A 17,985-nucleotide genomic window follows, 5' to 3' on the forward strand; every position below is an offset into this window, starting at 1 on the left:
TTTCATAAAGAGGCCTGTTCATTCAGGCCTCTTTTATTTTAAATGTTATTTTTTAACAGCCGACCAGGAACCGCTCATTCCCGCACCGGACCACTTGCCGGAACCATTTTCATAGTTCATCTTGCCGTCAAACTGTGCCACTTTCATACTCATTACATTAACATCACAGAACATTGTTCCGTCCTCACTGATCTTACCGCTGAACCGTGCCTCGTAACTTCCGCCCTGCGTGTTGATATTTCTTGAGAAACTGAACGAATCCTTTTCATCAACCACAAAATCAAATGAATCAGAGAAGTCGCCGGTAACGGTAATAGTCCAGGTCCCCTGGAAGGTATCCTTTTGAAAGATGCTGCATGAGACAGCAATTAAAAGAATTGAAAAAACGAAGAACATTTTTTTAATCATTTATCACCTCGAATGTTTGTAGGGTCTAGACCTGACTGCTTAAACAACTCATTGTATTTATCCCGAACAATTGACTTGAACTCATCAAGTCCCTTTATAAATTCTGAAAGAGATAGATCCCCTCCGTATTTAAAGTAATATTCGATCAACTGTTCAAGATAGAGTTGGGTTATTTTAGATATCGATTCGAAAGAAGCGGAAGTATCTTTACCGAGCCTTCCAAGATGTGCTTCCTCTTCGGGACGGATAAGGTTCTCCTCGTCAAGCAGAGAAAAATTATCTACATCACTTTCGATATCGCTTCTCTGAGCCCAGATTCTGGCAAGCTGGAGAAGAACGCTGACAATTTCTTTTAATTTCTGATCGCGGGCATTTCTAAATTCTTCAACTCTTCTTTCTTTAACTGTTTCCTCTATCGAATCAATATGGAATTTTTCGAGTATGCTTGAGAGATGAAAGGCTTTTTCCCTGCCTCGAACAATCTCTTTGAATTTGTGATGGATCTTTTCATCAAAGGCAATCTGAGCATCGGAATTAATATTAAAAGAGGTTAGCAACTCAATAATTTCCTCTTTTCTCTCCGGGAATTTTCTGTCGAGAAATTCCTCCGTTATATCCATAGACTCACTGCCTGACGAAGGACTGTCGAGAAGACTGACAAGATATGATTTTAATTTCAGCAAAATAAGAAAGAGGTCGAACTGTTCACTGCTCATAAGAACCCCGAATTAGAGGGATATTAACATTTATCATAAACAACGCACCGGAAAAGTAAATAACAATTCGGATTACTTCCACACCGTCAGACATAAAATAAAAAAGCCGCACTGCATATTTAGGCAGAGCGGCTTTTTATATAATATAAAAACTAAATTATTCTTCGGTATGAGCCAGCCAGAATCCGCCAATGGCATTTAATTGAGTATCTCCCCATACTTCCGCAAGCAGAACAAATCCGTCGCGGGAAACACCTGAAGCTCTGATACTGTATCTTACCTGCGAAGATCTTTCGGCATCAAGTAATGACGGCATAATTACAACTTTAGGTTTTTTCTCAAATGGTTTAGGAAAGTTGACTTCATATTCAACAATTCTCTTTCCCTGGTTTGTATGCAGGGTATAATTGTCTTTATTCTGATCCTTACTGTAGAAATATGTTCCGCTCTGTACCTGGACTTGAGCGTATGAAACTATGCTGGCTAAAAGAAGAACAGATAGTGTGTAAAATAATTTTTTCATTTTTTTCCTCCTGTTAGATGACTATTTGATAAACCCTCGAACTACTACTCAAAGTTCTTAATTAATTATTTATTTGTCAATAACTATAATTTAATAAGATTTCACAGGTGAGCTTTGTGTCTGAGAACAAACAGTGCCGGTGGTAACTACAGCTCATTTCTTAAAGACCCAGTTCCTTCCTGATTATGAATAGTGTTTCTTCCAACCGCAAAGGTTTATAACCAAGTTCTGCCCCGGCTTTCAAATTTACCAGTCCGGATCTTAACGGACGTGGGGCGGGTTGTTTCAACTGATCGGTAGTGATAGGAATAATTAAACTCTTATCCAGATTAAAAAAATCTGCTATTTTGATAGTAAAGTCCAGCCTGGAGAGGAGTTCTGCACCCCCTATGTTGTATATTCCCTCTTTACTAAACTGAATTACACGGTTAATTGCCGTGGAAAGATCATCTATAAAAGTAGGATTGTTAATCTGATCTGATACAATTCTAATCTGCTGACCGGCCTTTAACGAGTCGACAACCCATTTAACATAATCGGGGCGCCCGAAACTCGTAGGCCCGTAAAGCACATTAGTCCGGAGAATCGTAAATCTGACTCCGCTGGTTCTGATCGAATTTTCGGCAGCCAGTTTAGATCTTCCGTAGTAATTAATTGGCGAGGGAATTGCGTCCTCCGTATATGGCCCGTTTTTACCGTTAAAAATATAATCGGTCGAAATATGAATCAGGTGAGCATCAATTGTCCAGCAGTATAGTGCAACATTTTCAACACCGTTTACATTTATTTTCCATGCCAATTCTCTTTCGGATTCAGATTGATCGACATTTGTGAAGGCTGCGGCATTAATCACAAAATCCGGGAAAAAATTCAGAATAATCTCTTTGACACCCTGCTTATTGGTAATATCGAGTGTTTTATATTCCACTCCTTCGTAGAAGGATTTCTCCTCGGCAGAGGCAGTCAGCAATTCCACATCAGCCAGATTTGCGAAAACTTTAGTTAGTCTCTGGCCAAGCATTCCGTTAGAGCCGATAACCAATATTCTTGTTTTTATTATGTTGCCGTCAATCATTAATAAATAAATCGATATTATTAAAAATATTTACAGATACAGCCCTCCCAGAATATTCAATCGCCTGTTCCAGGGAGAACTCAGCATCTTTGCGGCAAAGATAATTATAAAAAAAGACTGACCCAAAGACATCTCCGCAACCAACTTTATTTACTACTTTTACCGCCTTAGCAGGTTTGTCAATAATTTTAATTTCATTCAGATCTTTAAAGTAAAGTGAAGCCCCTTTCTCACCTCTGGTAACAATTAGATATTTTACACCCGCATTCAGAACCGTCTCAATGTTTTTTGTATTATCAGAGTTGCCGATAGTTCGTAATTCGTACTGGTTACATTGAAGAATGTCTATGTTCTTAAGCCAATCATTTATATCCGGAACCGGTCTGAAATCCCGGTTCAGTTTCTCGTCAACACCACGGGATAATGTGTGCAGATCGAAATAGATAGGTCCAGAATAATTTTCGCGGATCGTTTTTAACTGTCCTGCCGAGATGTCAAATCCTGTGATCATATTTATCAGTATTCCGCCGAAACGATTCCAGTCCCCAATGCCATCGATCATCAGAGGGCGGGAAATATTTAGATACCTTTCACCTCTTTCCCCAACTTCAGAGATTTGCAAAAACACTTCAGGCATTGAATCCGCTGGAATCAGAAAGTCTCTGTTTATTCTGGAATAGACTTTTTCGAACAGAAAATAATTTTCTTTATTCATAGAAGTAAGAAGGAAGACCTGATCGGAAGTATTTTTAACAGCAAGAGTGCCGAGGACCGAATAGAAAATCCCGCCAGGTAGAATCCTTTTAATTCCTTCAAAATCAATATTATCTATAATCGAATGTCCGACAAGTAGAATTTTCATTGTGATAAAATAGCCGTATTTTAATTCCGCACAATTAATTTTGTTCTTCTACTTGGAAAAATAATCAACTCAATTCAAATATTTGCGAAAGAATAATATGAAGATTGGAATTACATGTTACCCTACATACGGAGGAAGCGGAGTTGTAGCAACGGAACTAGGTCTGGCTCTGGCATCTTTAGGCCACCAGGTTCATTTTATAAGTTATGCATTACCACACAGGCTGACAAGGTTTGTCAATAATATTTTTTTTCATGAAGTAGAAACAACGACATATCCCCTGTTTGAACACTCTCTCTACGATCTTTCACTCACCAGTAAGATGCTTGAAGTAATTGAATATGAAGACCTGGACCTTATGCACGTCCACTATGCAATTCCACATGCAGTAAGCGCATACCTGGCAAAGCAGGTCTGGAAAAAGTCGGGCAAAAAAATAAAGTTCATTACAACCCTCCACGGCACAGACATTACATTGATGGGCCTGGAGCCGACTTTTATGCCACTTGTTAAATTCAGCATAGAAGAGAGCGACGGAGTTACAGCTGTCTCACGATTTCTAAAAGAAAAGACATTGACTAACTTCAATCTGAAAAAAGAGATTGAAGTGATTTATAATTTTATTGATACAGAAAAATACAAACCGGCTGAGGATAAACCGTTCAAAAAACATATTGCGACTCAGGGCGAGAAAGTTCTTATACACACTTCTAATTTCAGAGTAGTTAAAAGGGTTACTGATACAATCAGAATACTTTCAAAGGTTAGAGAAGAAGTACCTGCAAAGCTGGTATTAGTAGGCGACGGACCGGACCGTTCCGAATGCGAGAGGCTTGCACGGGAACTCGATATACATAAGGAAGTAATCTTTCTAGGTAAGCAGGATGCAATAGAAGAGATTCTTACTGCAGGCGATCTATTCCTTATGCCGTCTCAATCGGAGAGCTTCGGACTTTCCGCTCTTGAAGCGATGGCTTGCGGTCTGCCGGTTATTTCCTCTTCGGTTGGAGGCCTGCCCGAACTGGTTGTTCACAATGAAACTGGATATATTGCCGAGATCGGGGATATTGATAGAATGGCAAAGTATACTATCGATTTACTTACAAACGATAAAAAATATAAATCCTTTGCCAGAAACTCCCGGGAGAGAGCTGTAAATAGTTTCGATATGAATCTGATCCTTCCCCAGTATATACAATACTACGAACGGATACTGAATGAGTAAAATTACTTTAAAATAAATATTTCCGAATAGTTGCTATAAACCGGTTAGATCTCTTTCCTGCCGATACTGTAATATTGGAATCCGAGCTCATTCATTTTTTCCGGTTCGAATACATTTCTTCCGTCGAAGATAATTTTCGATTTAAGATGATTACCGATTGCATGAAAATCCGGATTTCTGAATTCATTCCATTCGGTTAAAATCAGCAGAGCATCGGCGTCCTTCAGAATGCCATACTGATCATCGGAATATTCAGGCAGATCTTTTAAATAAAAGCGGGCATTTTCAACAGCAGCGGGATCATATACCGATACTTCTGCCCCCAGTCTTACCAATTCTTTTATAATTACAATTGAAGGTGCTTCCCGCATATCGTCTGTGTTCGGTTTAAATGCAAGTCCCCATACCGCAAACTTTTTTCCTTTCAGATTATCACCGAAGTGCTTCTGAATTTTCTTAACAATAACGAGTTTCTGTAATCTGTTAACTTCATCCACAGCTGTAAGTATTTTCATAGGCGATTTATTATCCGAGGCAGTCCTGATAAGGGCATTAACGTCTTTCGGGAAGCAGGAGCCGCCGTAGCCGATACCGGGGAACAGAAATCTTTTTCCGATTCTTGTATCGGAGCCCATCGCTTTTCTTACATTGTCCACATTCGCGCCAACTGCTTCGCAGAAATTTGCCAGCTCGTTCATAAAAGTGATACGCATTGCAAGGTATGAGTTAGAAGCATACTTGGTTACTTCGGAACTCTCCGGATCCATTTCATATATCGGATTTCCCTGGCGGACAAATGGCTCATAGAGTTCTCTCAGTCTTTCGAATACGAAATCCGATTCAGCGCCAATAACTATCCGGTCGGGTTTCATAAAATCATCTACAGCAAATCCTTCCCGAAGGAATTCAGGATTGGAAACAACTTCAAACCTGCTCAAGCCGTAACTGTTAAAAATCTCTTTGACCTTCCGGCTGGTACCGACCGGAACTGTACTTTTATTTACGATAATTTTGAAATCCCCGCTGCCGTTCTCTTTCAGAATTCTGCTAATATCGTGAGCCACCTTAAAAACATGCTGAAGATCGGCCGAGCCGTCCTCGCCCTGCGGTGTGGGCAAACAGAGAAAGATCATTTCTGAATTGAGCGTAGCAAATTTTAAATCATCAGAAAATGAAAGTCTTTTTTTCTCAATATTCCTGTGAAATAAAACATCGAGTCCCGGCTCATATATTGGAACAACACCCTGTTTAAGTTTTTTCAGCTTATCAATATTATTATCTACACAGATTACCGAATTACCCATCTCTGCAAAACAAGTACCGCTTACAAGACCAACATACCCGCTGCCAATTACCGCCAGGTTCATGTTAATTACTCCTTAATATCATTTAATAAGAAAAATCTTTTTCAATTTCCTTAAAACTTTTTGCCATTAGATCTTTAGAAGAAACAACAGGAAATTCTGCAAGCCACTTAATATTCAGATCGGGATCATTATAAATAATTGACCGCTCGGCATCTTTGTTATAGAGAGCCGAACATTTGTAGCTGAAAATCGCAATATCGGAGAGGACGGAAAATCCGTGAGCAAATCCGGGAGGAATCCAGAGCTGCGTTTTATTTTCTTCACTAAGTTCCAATGCGAAATGTTTCCCGAAGGTAGGAGAGCCAAACCGTATATCGAGGGCAACATCGAGAACTTTACCGTAAATCACTGAACAGAGTTTCCCCTGTTCAAACGGCGGGACCTGGTAATGCAATCCCCTTATTGTACCTTTAACAGATCTGGAAATATTATCCTGTACAAAGGGTGAATTTATTCCTGCATCGCTATATTTTTTTTGATTGAAGGACTCGAAGAAATATCCCCTTGAATCAGCAAAGACATCGGGACGGATTAAAAGAAGTCCTTTAATCTGAGTGTTTTCAATAGTCAAATTAACCTCTTAATATTTTTTATTAAGGTGCCATTTCCAGGCGGTTGAGATAATCCGTTCGAGATTAAATTCAGTTTCCCAACCGAGTAATCTTTTTGCTTTCCTGTTATCCGCAACAAGAACTGCAGGATCGCCGGGTCTTCTTCCCTTTATATTATAATTTATTTTTTTACCGGTAACCGCTTCACAATTATTGATTATTTCCATCACCGAATTACCTTTGCCGGTTCCCAGATTAATTATCTCGGATCTGTTTTTATTGTTAAGATATTCGATTGCTTTGAGATGAGCTGCGGCAAGATCATTAACATGGATATAATCTCTAATGCAGGTTCCATCGGGAGTATCATAATCATTCCCGTAAACATCAACTTTATCCCTTCCGCCCATTGCAGCACTTAAGACAAGCGGAATAAGGTGAGTTTCCGGATTATGGCTTTCACCTATCAGAGCATCAGGGTCCGCGCCGGCTGCATTGAAATACCTGAGAGCAACATACTTCAACCCGTATGCAGCATCAAAATCCCCAAGAATCTTTTCCACAGTAAGTTTTGTATTCGCATAAGGATTGATCGGATTTGATTTCTGGTTTTCATCGATCGGGATTGTTTCCGGATTTCCGTAGATTGAGCAGGTAGAAGAGAAGACAAATTTTTTGATTTTATTCTTAACAAACGCTCTGATGAGGTTAAAGCTGCCGACCACATTATTTTCATAATAGAGTGAAGGATTTTCAACCGATTCACCGACATAAGCAAGCGCAGCAAAATGAACAACAGCATCGGGTTTATATTTACTTAATACCTGCGATAGCGCACGGGGTTCTAAAAGATCGGTATTTTCGAATTTAGCGTCCGGATGAACCGATTCAATATGACCCCGGCTGAGGTTATCGACAACTATAGTATCGAGCCCTTTTTCGACGAGAAGTTTTACAAAGTGAGAACCGATATATCCGGCACCGCCCGTTACCAGAATTTTCAATCATACTCCGATGTTTTTGAAGCGCTTAAAAATACAAAATTATTCTTAAGTAATTTCGCCCATTTGAAAAATCACATTTACAAAAATTGCGGCTGCAGTGAAATTAATATAACTTTGACACACAAAAAATCATAACAGGAATAAAAAAATGTCCCAGCTACCCAAACGATTCGAACGATTCTTAAAAGAATTTCCGGAAATTGCTGTAGCTTACGAAAACCTCGGAGATGCGGTCCATAAACAGGGCCCCCTCGATGAAAAGTCGAGAGCATTGGTAAAACTCGGTATTGCAATCGGATCCGGGATGGAGGGATCTGTTCATGCTCAGGTACGCAAGGCTCTTAAAATGAAGATATCGAAGGCAGAGATCAGGCAGGTGGCGCTTTTAGCAATTCCGACAATCGGTTTCCCGGCTGCTATGGCAGCAATGAGCTGGATTGATGACCTGCTCGACAGGAAAAAAGGGAAATAGGATCGGCCATTGTTTGTTATGAAAGCCACACCCGGCATTCAGATAGATGTAAAGAGGATAATAGCATTGTGGGGATTCAGTGAAGCCGCATTCGGCGGAATCCTTCATGCGTTACGGATTCCTCTTACCGGAATGTTTATTGGAGCGGCAGCGGTTCTATTTATCACTTTAATTGCACATTATTCAACTAGTAAAAAGTCAATTCTACATGCTACAGTTACAGTAATAATAATCAAGGCGCTGATCAGTCCTCATACACCTCTAGCTGCGTATTTTGCTGTTGCACTGCAGGGGATTTTAGGATATCTGTTATTTTCGTTTATAAGGATCGAGAGAATTGCCGCGCTGCTGCTCGGATTTTTCGCTCTCCTGTTTTCTGCTCTTCAGAAATTTGTAATTCTTACAATTTTATTCGGGAATACACTCTGGGAAGCAATCGATGAATTTGTAAATTATATTCTCCTGCAGGTGAATATTCAAATTTTTGATGTAACTGCTGGTTTCTCATTTTTTCTGATAGGATTTTATTCACTTATACATGTTATTGCCGGAATTTATGTAGGATGGAAAGCACCGAAAATACCGGAGAAATTGAACGAAACCCGCAATCATATTCTTTCTCAGAATTATAAGAACCATTTGGCTGAAGATCTTTTTGACAAAGATACAAACCGGAAAAAGAAAATCGTCAGAAAAAGAATTTCACGGATAATTTTTATTCTCTTCCTATTAATTATTATGATATTGTCTTACTTAACTCCCGGATTTGAAGATAACAGAGGATTTGAAATTCTAATAATGATTCTTCGATCGATTATTATAACATTTATCTGGTTTTCGGTTTTATCCCCGTATGTTGTTAAGTGGTTCAACAGATTTATTGAGCGGAATAAATACGAAAGGGCTTCCGAGATAAATATTGTGACCGGCTTGTTTCCTGAGTTTAAAAAAATTATTAATTACGCATGGAAATCATCTTCAGGGAAAGGAAGCATTCGTAGATTCAGAATATTCCTGAGTGAATCCCTTTTCCTTCTTCTGGCAACAGACATCAATCCCAATGAATAATATTTTTATCTATACAGGAAGCGTAAAAAGCGGAAAGACAACCCGGTTAATGGAATGGGCCGCATCAAAGAAAAATGTATGTGGAATATTTCAGCCGGTTATTGACGACAAAAGATTTGTCTATCATATTGATTCAAGAAGTCTTAAAGCTTTAGAGAGCGGTAACGAAGCCAATTCTATAATAATCGGTGATTATAAATTCGACTTATCTACTCTGGAATGGGCCCGGAATAACTTAATGGAATCCTATAACAAAAATCCCAATTGGTTGATTATTGACGAAGTGGGTCCTCTCGAACTGGAAGGTAAAGGACTTGAGCCGGTTATTTCAAAGATCCTTACTGACTGTGTGAATTTCAAAGGGAGAATAATAATTGTTGTAAGAGAAAAGATTCTGCACCGCTTTTTAGATCACTATAAAATATCCTCGTACGAAGAATTTGAAACTGCGCAATTTTAACAATTGCGCAGTTTAGAACTTATCCCGGTTATAAACCGGAATCAATAAGACTTTTAACAAGAATACTAACAGCCTTCACGTTTTTTTTTCTTGGCACCGCCGGGTGAAGATGAAGCAGGCGCCTGAATTTTAGGCGCGCTTGGAACTGCCGGCTGCAGGGTGATTGCCGTAGATGATTCACCTGAAACAAGCTGCGGAGCACCTCCAAAATATCTGCTGATTGCCGATAAGATTTCGAACCGGGCTTTTTCCTGTTCCGTAGCATTTGCACTTAATTTGGGGAATAGTACTAAGTCATTCCATTCGTCGAGTCCTCCTCTCAGAATGTAGACATTTTTAAATTCCTTTGCTTTCAATAAGAACCAGGCCTGAGCCGAATGTATCCCACCTTCCGAATAGAGGACTATCTTCTCGTTGCGGGATAAATTACCATCGAGAAGACCGGTGATCGGGATATTTTCAGAGCCCGGTATATTATAATTTCCGAATTCTTTTTCAGAGCGGATATCTACAAGCCGGTAATCCGATTTCCCTTTAATTATCCAATCTGCCAGATCATCAACATTAACATGATCCACTTCATTCTGAACCATATAGGAAAGATCCTTCATATTAATTTTCGCAGTCGAATTCTCGAAAGGATCCGAGATTACAAATGCTGTAAATCCCAGAAAGACTGCCACAGCGGCTAATTTTATTTTAAGATCAAGTTTGAATAGAAATTCAAGAAATTTCATTTTAATCCTCCCGACTTCTTAGCGCTCATTTTCTTTTCACCCCATTCAGCAGCAGCGAACGCCCCGACAGCCATTAAAACAACTAGAAAGACAACCATACCGTATGAGAGTCCGAGATAATCCGGCAGAAAAACTCTACCCATGTCAGATGAAAAATAGAAATTCTCGATCATCGGGAATAATTCTGCAAAGACAAAAATGCCAGCTATAACACCGAGCAGATAAACAACGCCGTCAATTCTTCCGGTAACAGCCGAGACACATGAAGTACCGGGACAATAACCCCCTACTACGAAACCAACCCCGAGAATTAAACCGCCAACGAGCTGCGGGATAAGATTTGTGTCTGTGAAATAGACCAATGAAAGATCGAGCCAACCGAAAGCAACGAAAAAGAAGACTCCAAGCATTGCCGTTACGATAGCGCTGAACATTACTTTAAGCACCCGCATATCTGTGAAATAGAATTGGGAAGCCAGTATTCGTGAATTTCCGAATCCTCCTCTTTCGAGAGCGAAACCGAATCCGATTCCGATTATGAATGCAATAACCAGACTGAAGTCGGGTGAAAAGAGATCGAATTTAAAAAATGGTGCGTTCATGTCCATTGCCTCCTCATAAAATAAGCCATACCGTAAGCGCCAGCAAAGACCATCATCATAAAGACCCAGCTCCCTAGATTAAGAAGAGCGCCGCCAGTTAATGCCTGTCCGCTTGTGCAGCCTCGTGCGAGTTTAGCGCCGAATCCCATAAGACCGCCTCCAATAAATGCAAAGATCAGTCTGTTGCGTGTTGAGATACGATCCCCTTTTTCTACTTTTATTTTAATTCTGTGAGCAAGCAGACCTGATAGTAATCCGCCAACGAAAACACCTAGGACTTCGAAGACGAGCCAGTCTTTCAACGGATTAATTGTTCCGTCTCCTATGTATTCCTGATAATAAGTATTCGAAGCGGCATGATCAGGCGCAACCTGAGAAACACCTGCAGCAAGTAGCGAGGAGAATGCTCCTGAAGCACCCAATCCTCTTCCCATAATTACAAAAGCAGCAAGCAGAACCAGACCTAAACCAATACCAACAAGGTAAGGATTTGAATAGGGTTTCGGTTCATGAACTATTTCATGAACAGATTCTTCCTTACCGGAAAAAATCCCTGTAATTGAACGCATTTATTACTCCCTTAATTATGTGCATTAAGCCAATGACTGTACTGTCCGGCCGATACTATTACAAATCTTAATATCAATCCTCCGATAATTACCATAACAGGGGCAATCGGAGTGTGTTTTATTTTATGATTAACAGCGAGAAGTTGAATGAAAAGTGGAATGATTATTCCCATTCCTACAACGAATACCCAGAAGACCGGCGCATATGATCCGCTGATAAGAAGATTAGCCGAATCGATGTGAACCTGCGTTGAAGTCAATAGTCCTATCAGCATCAGAGCGATTACAAAAATTTCAATCGTTAAAAATCCGTTATCAGCTTTAGCCAGAAGTTCTCTCTCGTTTACATTCTTTGCGATCATATGAACAAACGCCGCTGCAGCCGAAAGCCCAGAGAATAAAAAGAGAACCCAGAGAATCGAAGTATTCCAGAGAGGCCGTGCACCCATAGTACTTAAGAGAACACCGGTATAGACTCCCAGCAATCCGCCGAGCAGCATATTGGCAACTCCGATATTCTGAATTAACCGGGGACGCTGATTAATGAATGTAGTAACCTTGTTTATCTTCGGGAAAAAATCAGCAATAAATTTGGGAGGACCCATCAGAAGATTTGCGATTATTACCGGGTAGACTAAAACCAGAATCCATGCACCCCAGGACATTGGTGACGCAAATTGGAAAGTAGTATAGAGGCGCCACACAAATAATTTATGTTCGAGATCGAGGAAAAGAGCAATCATACCCAGACTAAGAAGAATAAGACTTATTAGCGGCAAAGTATAACAGGCACAGCTGGTATCCCGGTATCTTTTGCTGAATAAAAAGTAACCGGAGATTATCATCATACCGGCAACCATGCCGCCGAGGAACAGATAGACAGGAATCTCCCATCCCCAAACATTCATTACCGGGTCGATATGCGGATTTGAACGTGTATTTGTTAATTCTAGCATCGATGACACTCCTAATTAAAATCAGTTATTAGACAGTTTAATTTATCAAGTCAAATAAAAAATTCTCGGATTCGTACCGGCTTCAGGAATTAATGAATGATTCTTACGCGAAGTAAGTAGTCTGCTCACTTCACTGTTCGGGTCATCAAGATCTCCGAAGTACATGCAATGAGTAGGGCATACAGAAACGCATGCTGGCAATTCCCCTTTTTCAACTCGATGAATGCAGAATGTACATTTATCGGCATACCCCTCCGGATTTATAAACCGGGCATCGTATGGACAGGCAGCAACACAGGCTTTACATCCGATGCACATATCATGGGTTACAAGAACAACCTGTCCGAATCCCTCAACATGACTTGCACCCGTGGGACAGCAGGAGACACACGGAGTATTATCGCAATGATTACATCTTTGCGACTGGATTTCCATATGAATATCGGGAAATTTTCCGTTAGCCACTGTCACGACCCAGTCGCGGTTATATCCTTCCGGAACATTATTCTCAGTTTTACATGCAACGACACAATCCATGCAGCCGACGCATTTTTTTGTATCTATCACCATACCGAATCGGGCCATATTACACCTCCATCTCAAAAGTTACGAAGTTGACGTTCATCCCAGTTCCTCCCATAATCGGATCTGTTTTATAGCGGGTTATTAACTGTGCATCGCTGGCACCTTTACCGTAAGCCCCTTTTAGCATTTTAGAATTATGACCGAAACCGTGAACCATATAGACGCAATCCGTTCTGATCCTTTCGGTTAATTTGACTTTAATTTTGTTGCTTAGAATACCGTCCTGATTTTTCAGTTTTACATATTGCCCGTTCAAGAGTCCATACCTTTGAGCAATATCATAGTTTACCCAGACTTCATTTTCGTCCATCATATCCATCAGAATTCTGTTCGATTGAGTCCTGCTGAATGAATGGACAGGCGCCCTGCCGAATAGAAGCCGGAAAAATCCAGGAGGCGGTTCTTCGGGCCTGGAATATTTCGGAACGGGATCGAATCCTGCATCAGCAAGCTGAGTGGAGTAAAATTCGATTTTACCGGAAGGAGTTGCAAACTCGGGTTCAATGCCGTCTTCTATGTAGAGAGGAATTTTTTCTCCGCGGATGATTCCCTCCTTCTTCAACCGCTCAAGACTCAATCCGGCATTTTTCAACCTGTAGTCGAGATATTCTTCAATGTGATTCCATGGGAAGTAATTATCCAATCCGAGCTTACCAGCAAGTTTTTTGGCTATCCACCAGTTTGGTTTCTGATCCGCAGGTGAATCAATAACGGGTTGACGGATCCCGACGAATATCTCTTTGAAGGTAGAGGTATGAAGATCGTCGTACCTTTCCAGATAAATTGATTCAGGCAGAACAACATCAGCCCAGCCGGCAATTTCGCTCGGTATTACATCGACAACAACCATAAGGTCCAGATTCTGAATAGCTTTAATTGTTTCCTCTTCATTCGGTAATGCATGGAACAGATTTGTGGCATATATAAACCATCCTTTTACAGGATACGGTTTTCCTGAAATCGTTGCTTCGCGGATTCCGGTTGTAATCTCTTCAATAGCGAACGGATATTTATTATCAGGATTGTCGAGCGGTTCTTTTGATGAGACCGGGTATTCAGGGTATGAATATGGTGGAATAGAATAATTGGAAGCGAAATAAAAACCACCCTTTCTTCCCCAGGAGCCTAACAGAGCATTTAATAATGCAATTGCCCTGCTTCGCTGTGCATCGTCGCCGTACCATGTTACGTGCCTTCCAGGATGGATAAGTGTAGCCGGTTTATTAGCTGCCATAACGCGGGCAGTAGTCCTGATTAATTCGGCTTCAATTCCGGTTTCAGTATAAGCCCATTCGGGTGAATACAGAGATACTTCTGCAGCAAATTGTTCAAACCCGAATCCGTATTTCTTAATATAATCCGCATCATATAATTTCTCTTTTACAATAACGTTCATCCAGGCCAGAAGAAGAGCAATATCGGTTCCGGGCTTAATAGGCAGATAATATTTAGCTTTAGAGGCAGCGACGGAGAATCTCGGATCTACAACAATTATTGCAGCATCCTTTTCAACGGCAATGGCAAATTCCTGCGCCTGGGAGTTATGCATATTTTCGCCGAGATGAGATCCGATAAGAACGAGACACTTAGAGTTTTCAATATCGGTCCGTTCAGGTGAACCGACGGTATCGCCGAAAGTCAGTTCGAATCCGACATCGCGCGGTCCTCGGCACTGAGCATACGATGGCGCAGCCATATTAATTGCGCCGTAAGCTTTTAACATATGTTTAAGGAAGTTAGCACCAATACCGTGCGAGAAGAAAGCCATAGTTTCGGGTCCGTACTCCGATTTTAGTTTTTTCATTTTACCGGCGATATAGTCGAGGGCTTCATCCCAAGTAACCTCTTTCCACTTTTCCTCTCCCCTTTCTCTGGTACGGATTAAAGGCGAGCGGAGTCGGTCGGGATCGTAATGAGCGCCGATGCCACCTGTTCCACGCGGACACAATCTGCCTCTGCTCAAAGGGTCATCGGGATGGCCTTCAACTTTCCAGAGACGTCCGTCTTTCAAATAGGCAATAGTACCGCATTTCCAGAAACAGATATCGCAGTATGTCGGGATTTTCTGAATCCCTTTTACACTTTCACTGTTAATTTTTTTCGAACCTTTAATTATGGGACTCAATGCCGAAACAGTTGCTGCGGCACCGACAGAGAAACCAGTAATCTTTAAAAATTTTCTACGGGAAATAGAATTCATTTATTACCTCGAAATCGATTTGATTAGTTCTTTAACCCTGCCGCATTCTGAATAATTAATATAGACTTCGCATTCCCTGCAGTTTTTATTTTCGCAGGGAGTCCCGGGGTGGGAATAAGTCCAGCACGGGTTTCCATGTCCGTTATAACCTTCACATTTTTTCCGGTCCGATTCCGAGCATTTGACAACCTCCCAGCACGGAATCATTGAATAAATTGCCTTAATGCCATTGATCGATATTTTCAATTCATTGATGGCATTTCTGATGCATTCAATCCTCGAAATATCATCTTTGGAAAACAATCTCTGATTAGAATCTTTTTTAAATGGAATGAACAATCCCTCCCTTTCATACATTCTTAATGTATGAACGGAAATGTTGAGAAGCCTGGCGGCTGTTCCGATCGGAAAAACCGGTTCGTTTCGTTCAATATTTATTTCGGTCATGCTGTCTTCAATTTGTTGATATTTATAAATATCAACTTTCCTGCCAGCAATAAATATCTATCTCATTAAAATATTTAGAGATTTTTGAGAGGGAATTTCATTTTTTAGAATTTGGATTGATTTTTTTGCAAAAATCGGGAAAAACTGATCAGACATTATTAAGACGGGGAAAAATGGATTTTTGAGATCCTAAATTAATCTCTCTTTAACATATTCAAAGTCTTCAGGAGTATTAATATTAAAGAAGAGGTCCTTCATATAAAAAATCTTTTCACTTACATCAACAACAGTAAACCCGGTTCTTTCAGCAAAATTCCACAAGCTGAGTGAAGACCTGATCAGTTCTTTATTATTCACTATTGCCTCCCTGCTGGCAGATAATATACTTTCAGCAATCGGGATGAGGCGGCGGCCGTATATTCCGCACAAGAATTGAATCCTGTTTTCTGCTCCCGGTACTACAATTTCTTCTTCAGATTTAACATCTAGAAGAAACCGGAAAAGATCGGGCAACAGGAAAGGCATATCTGCGGAGACGACAAAGATACGTTCCGTTCGGCTGAAGCTAAGAGATGAATGGATACCGCCAAGGGGACCGAAACCTTTATAAGTGTCTTCTACTTTACCGGCATCTAAGAAATCATACAGTTCCGGTTCATTTGTACTTATAATGATTCTGGAAAAGACCTTCTTCATCCGTTCATAAATAATTTGAATAAGAGGGATATTGTCGATCAGAAGGAGCGATTTATTTACTCCCATGCGGCTGCTCTTTCCGCCAGAAAGAATTACTCCAGTTACATCATCTCTTAATTTTTCTACCGGCATGTACTATTTAGATATTTTATGGAAGTGTTTGGTCAGTTAAAGAAGGGATACCGAACAGGCACCCCTTTCTATTATAATCCGGTTAATTACTAAACGTGCCGCCAGACGAAATCGCTCTTATCGAAATCCTCCTCGTCGAATGAGCCCCTGACAAGAATCTTGTGAATTTCTTCGCGAGTGAGTTTATCCGAAATATCGAGTTTGGCAAATAATTCATGGACATAACCGCGTATAATGTAAAAGCTTCCGAGGTCGAAATAGTTATTCAGTATTGTCATGCATTCAATAAGATGATGAAAATCCGAGTCCTCAAATAACTCCTTTTTCCATGCGATCGTACTCCAGAAGACTTTCTTGGTTATATACAGAGCGTAATTTATTTCTGTGAGGGGAAAACCTTCGTTATACCTTTCGGCGCCGATTACCTCAAAATATTTTTCGGCTTCGTCGTTAGAGGCACCGCTTTTGAGCCATTTAATAAAATTCTTGAAAACAAGTTCTTCACGGGCAATTACTTTAGCCTCGTCGAGTTTCTGATATGTAGTCATATATTCAGATTTAGATAATTGCTCATAATACGATCTGGTAAGAATATCGATGTGAGATTCCACAAAATTGATCATCTTAGAAAAATCCATGATGCCTCCAAAATTTGATTAGAAGTTACTTTTTCTGGTTTATAAATTCAACTTTATCATCAATCGGAATTATTTACCAAAGGTGTAAGATTTCTCCAGCCAAAACTCAATCGGTTCGTCTTCTATTTCGATTGGTTTCCATCTCGATTTGTAAACTGCTGCGAGGACATTAATTGCGCATACTTGATTATTTGTAGAGTTAAAGAGAATTTCATGGCGAAGTGGAATTCCCTCTTTACCAATAAGAATTTTTAGTTTCACAATTCCTTCAGCATCTTCAACTTTTTCAGGAATAACTTCCAGAGTCTGTCGGGGAATGAAAAGTAATGCATTATTTCGTTTTGAGTTGGCTTCATATTCATTCCCGGCGACATAAGCAATCTTATCGTTAGATATACCGGCTTCATCAATAAATTCCAGATCGGGAAGGATCTGCGGATCATCAATTGCTAAGAAACTCAGGTCTACTGAGGGTAAACGAGTATATGCGTTGTAACCGGAAAATGATTGAGTGGTAATCGGTATATCAGCCAGGGTAATAATTGTCTCCGGAGGTAAAACATTTTCTATTTCATATATATTATTCTGCCGTATAATTTTAAATAATATTATGATGAATAACAGACTAATAACTAAGGCAATCTGGTAATTCCTGTAATAATGATATTTGTCGTTTTTCATTTCCATGATTG

The 17,985-nt window shown here is 40.2% G+C and carries 22 protein-coding genes; 4 read left to right on the forward strand and 18 right to left on the reverse strand.

From position 1 onward, the window contains the following. Positions 1–45 precede the first annotated feature (45 nt). The 5 genes from PLZ15_00565 to PLZ15_00585 all read right to left on the reverse strand — a co-directional run bounded on the left by PLZ15_00565 (position 46) and on the right by PLZ15_00585 (position 3,584). The gene (locus PLZ15_00565; protein ID HOI28219.1) at positions 46–408 is read right to left on the reverse strand and encodes a hypothetical protein; all 363 of its coding nucleotides are present in this window, start codon (positions 406–408) and stop codon (positions 46–48) included. Next, positions 405–1,124 (reverse strand): hypothetical protein, encoded by a 720-nt coding sequence (locus PLZ15_00570; protein ID HOI28220.1) that lies wholly within the window; start codon positions 1,122–1,124, stop codon positions 405–407. The genes PLZ15_00565 and PLZ15_00570 overlap by 4 nt, the downstream gene beginning before the upstream one ends. A gap of 157 nt (positions 1,125–1,281) precedes the next feature. Further along, entirely contained in the window at positions 1,282–1,647 is a 366-nt protein-coding gene (locus PLZ15_00575) for an H-type lectin domain-containing protein (protein ID HOI28221.1), read from the reverse strand. A gap of 160 nt (positions 1,648–1,807) precedes the next feature. Next, positions 1,808–2,722 carry a dTDP-4-dehydrorhamnose reductase gene (rfbD, locus tag PLZ15_00580; protein ID HOI28222.1) on the reverse strand — a complete coding sequence of 305 codons (915 nt, stop codon included), beginning with the start codon at positions 2,720–2,722 and terminating at the stop codon, positions 1,808–1,810. Beyond that, positions 2,715–3,584: a carbohydrate kinase family protein gene (locus PLZ15_00585; protein ID HOI28223.1), complete on the reverse strand. Its 870-nt coding sequence runs from the start codon at positions 3,582–3,584 to the stop codon at positions 2,715–2,717. Before PLZ15_00585 ends, rfbD begins: the two co-directional genes overlap by 8 nt. A gap of 97 nt (positions 3,585–3,681) precedes the next feature. Here PLZ15_00585 and bshA point away from each other — a divergent pair, with 97 nt between their 5' ends. After that, positions 3,682–4,809 carry an N-acetyl-alpha-D-glucosaminyl L-malate synthase BshA gene (gene bshA, locus PLZ15_00590; GenBank protein ID HOI28224.1) on the forward strand — a complete coding sequence of 376 codons (1,128 nt, stop codon included), beginning with the start codon at positions 3,682–3,684 and terminating at the stop codon, positions 4,807–4,809. 44 nt (positions 4,810–4,853) lie between these two features. On the opposite strand, the gene PLZ15_00595 is transcribed toward bshA, so the two are convergent. The 3 genes from PLZ15_00595 to galE are packed head-to-tail and all read right to left on the reverse strand — an operon-like array spanning position 4,854 to position 7,731. Then, positions 4,854–6,176 (reverse strand): UDP-glucose/GDP-mannose dehydrogenase family protein, encoded by a 1,323-nt coding sequence (locus tag PLZ15_00595; GenBank protein HOI28225.1) that lies wholly within the window; start codon positions 6,174–6,176, stop codon positions 4,854–4,856. Between the two features lie 22 nt (positions 6,177–6,198). Beyond that, a complete protein-coding gene (gene rfbC / locus PLZ15_00600) occupies positions 6,199–6,747 on the reverse strand; it encodes a dTDP-4-dehydrorhamnose 3,5-epimerase (protein HOI28226.1) in 549 nt (182 codons plus the stop codon). Between the two features lie 9 nt (positions 6,748–6,756). Then, on the reverse strand, positions 6,757–7,731 hold the full coding sequence (galE, locus tag PLZ15_00605) for a UDP-glucose 4-epimerase GalE (protein ID HOI28227.1): 975 nt from the start codon (positions 7,729–7,731) through the stop codon (positions 6,757–6,759). A 148-nt stretch (positions 7,732–7,879) separates the two neighbouring features. Here galE and PLZ15_00610 point away from each other — a divergent pair, with 148 nt between their 5' ends. From PLZ15_00610 to PLZ15_00620, 3 genes are read left to right on the forward strand one after another with little or no spacing between them, the layout of a single operon-like run. Further along, the gene (locus tag PLZ15_00610) at positions 7,880–8,203 is read left to right on the forward strand and encodes a carboxymuconolactone decarboxylase family protein (protein HOI28228.1); all 324 of its coding nucleotides are present in this window, start codon (positions 7,880–7,882) and stop codon (positions 8,201–8,203) included. 18 nt (positions 8,204–8,221) lie between these two features. Continuing rightward, complete coding sequence (locus tag PLZ15_00615; GenBank protein HOI28229.1) at positions 8,222–9,271, forward strand: hypothetical protein; 1,050 nt, start codon at positions 8,222–8,224, stop codon at positions 9,269–9,271. Continuing rightward, positions 9,264–9,731: a nucleoside-triphosphatase gene (locus PLZ15_00620; protein ID HOI28230.1), complete on the forward strand. Its 468-nt coding sequence runs from the start codon at positions 9,264–9,266 to the stop codon at positions 9,729–9,731. The genes PLZ15_00615 and PLZ15_00620 overlap by 8 nt, the downstream gene beginning before the upstream one ends. Positions 9,732–9,796: 65 nt before the next feature. Here PLZ15_00620 and PLZ15_00625 read toward each other — a convergent pair whose 3' ends face one another. From PLZ15_00625 to PLZ15_00670, 10 genes are all read right to left on the reverse strand, one after another. After that, positions 9,797–10,468, reverse strand: a complete 672-nt coding sequence (locus tag PLZ15_00625) for a rhodanese-like domain-containing protein (GenBank protein ID HOI28231.1) — start codon at positions 10,466–10,468, stop codon at positions 9,797–9,799. Continuing rightward, the gene (locus PLZ15_00630; GenBank protein ID HOI28232.1) at positions 10,465–11,070 is read right to left on the reverse strand and encodes a YeeE/YedE thiosulfate transporter family protein; all 606 of its coding nucleotides are present in this window, start codon (positions 11,068–11,070) and stop codon (positions 10,465–10,467) included. Before PLZ15_00630 ends, PLZ15_00625 begins: the two co-directional genes overlap by 4 nt. Further along, positions 11,067–11,639, reverse strand: a complete 573-nt coding sequence (locus PLZ15_00635; GenBank protein HOI28233.1) for a YeeE/YedE thiosulfate transporter family protein — start codon at positions 11,637–11,639, stop codon at positions 11,067–11,069. Before PLZ15_00635 ends, PLZ15_00630 begins: the two co-directional genes overlap by 4 nt. Positions 11,640–11,650: 11 nt before the next feature. Next, positions 11,651–12,595, reverse strand: coding sequence for a polysulfide reductase NrfD (gene nrfD / locus PLZ15_00640; GenBank protein ID HOI28234.1), 945 nt, complete (start codon positions 12,593–12,595; stop codon positions 11,651–11,653). A 45-nt stretch (positions 12,596–12,640) separates the two neighbouring features. After that, positions 12,641–13,180: a 4Fe-4S dicluster domain-containing protein gene (locus tag PLZ15_00645; GenBank protein ID HOI28235.1), complete on the reverse strand. Its 540-nt coding sequence runs from the start codon at positions 13,178–13,180 to the stop codon at positions 12,641–12,643. Position 13,181: 1 nt separating this feature from the next. Continuing rightward, complete coding sequence (locus tag PLZ15_00650; GenBank protein ID HOI28236.1) at positions 13,182–15,380, reverse strand: molybdopterin-dependent oxidoreductase; 2,199 nt, start codon at positions 15,378–15,380, stop codon at positions 13,182–13,184. A 3-nt stretch (positions 15,381–15,383) separates the two neighbouring features. After that, positions 15,384–15,827 carry a MerR family transcriptional regulator gene (locus PLZ15_00655; protein HOI28237.1) on the reverse strand — a complete coding sequence of 148 codons (444 nt, stop codon included), beginning with the start codon at positions 15,825–15,827 and terminating at the stop codon, positions 15,384–15,386. Positions 15,828–16,016: 189 nt separating this feature from the next. Then, positions 16,017–16,655, reverse strand: a complete 639-nt coding sequence (locus PLZ15_00660) for a molybdenum cofactor guanylyltransferase (GenBank protein HOI28238.1) — start codon at positions 16,653–16,655, stop codon at positions 16,017–16,019. An 89-nt stretch (positions 16,656–16,744) separates the two neighbouring features. After that, complete coding sequence (locus PLZ15_00665; protein HOI28239.1) at positions 16,745–17,293, reverse strand: hypothetical protein; 549 nt, start codon at positions 17,291–17,293, stop codon at positions 16,745–16,747. A gap of 69 nt (positions 17,294–17,362) precedes the next feature. Beyond that, a complete protein-coding gene (locus PLZ15_00670) occupies positions 17,363–17,974 on the reverse strand; it encodes a hypothetical protein (GenBank protein ID HOI28240.1) in 612 nt (203 codons plus the stop codon). Positions 17,975–17,985 lie beyond the last annotated feature (11 nt).

Source organism: Melioribacteraceae bacterium (assembly GCA_035362835.1).
In the GTDB taxonomy this organism is placed as follows: Bacteria; Bacteroidota; Ignavibacteria; order Ignavibacteriales; family Melioribacteraceae; genus DSXH01.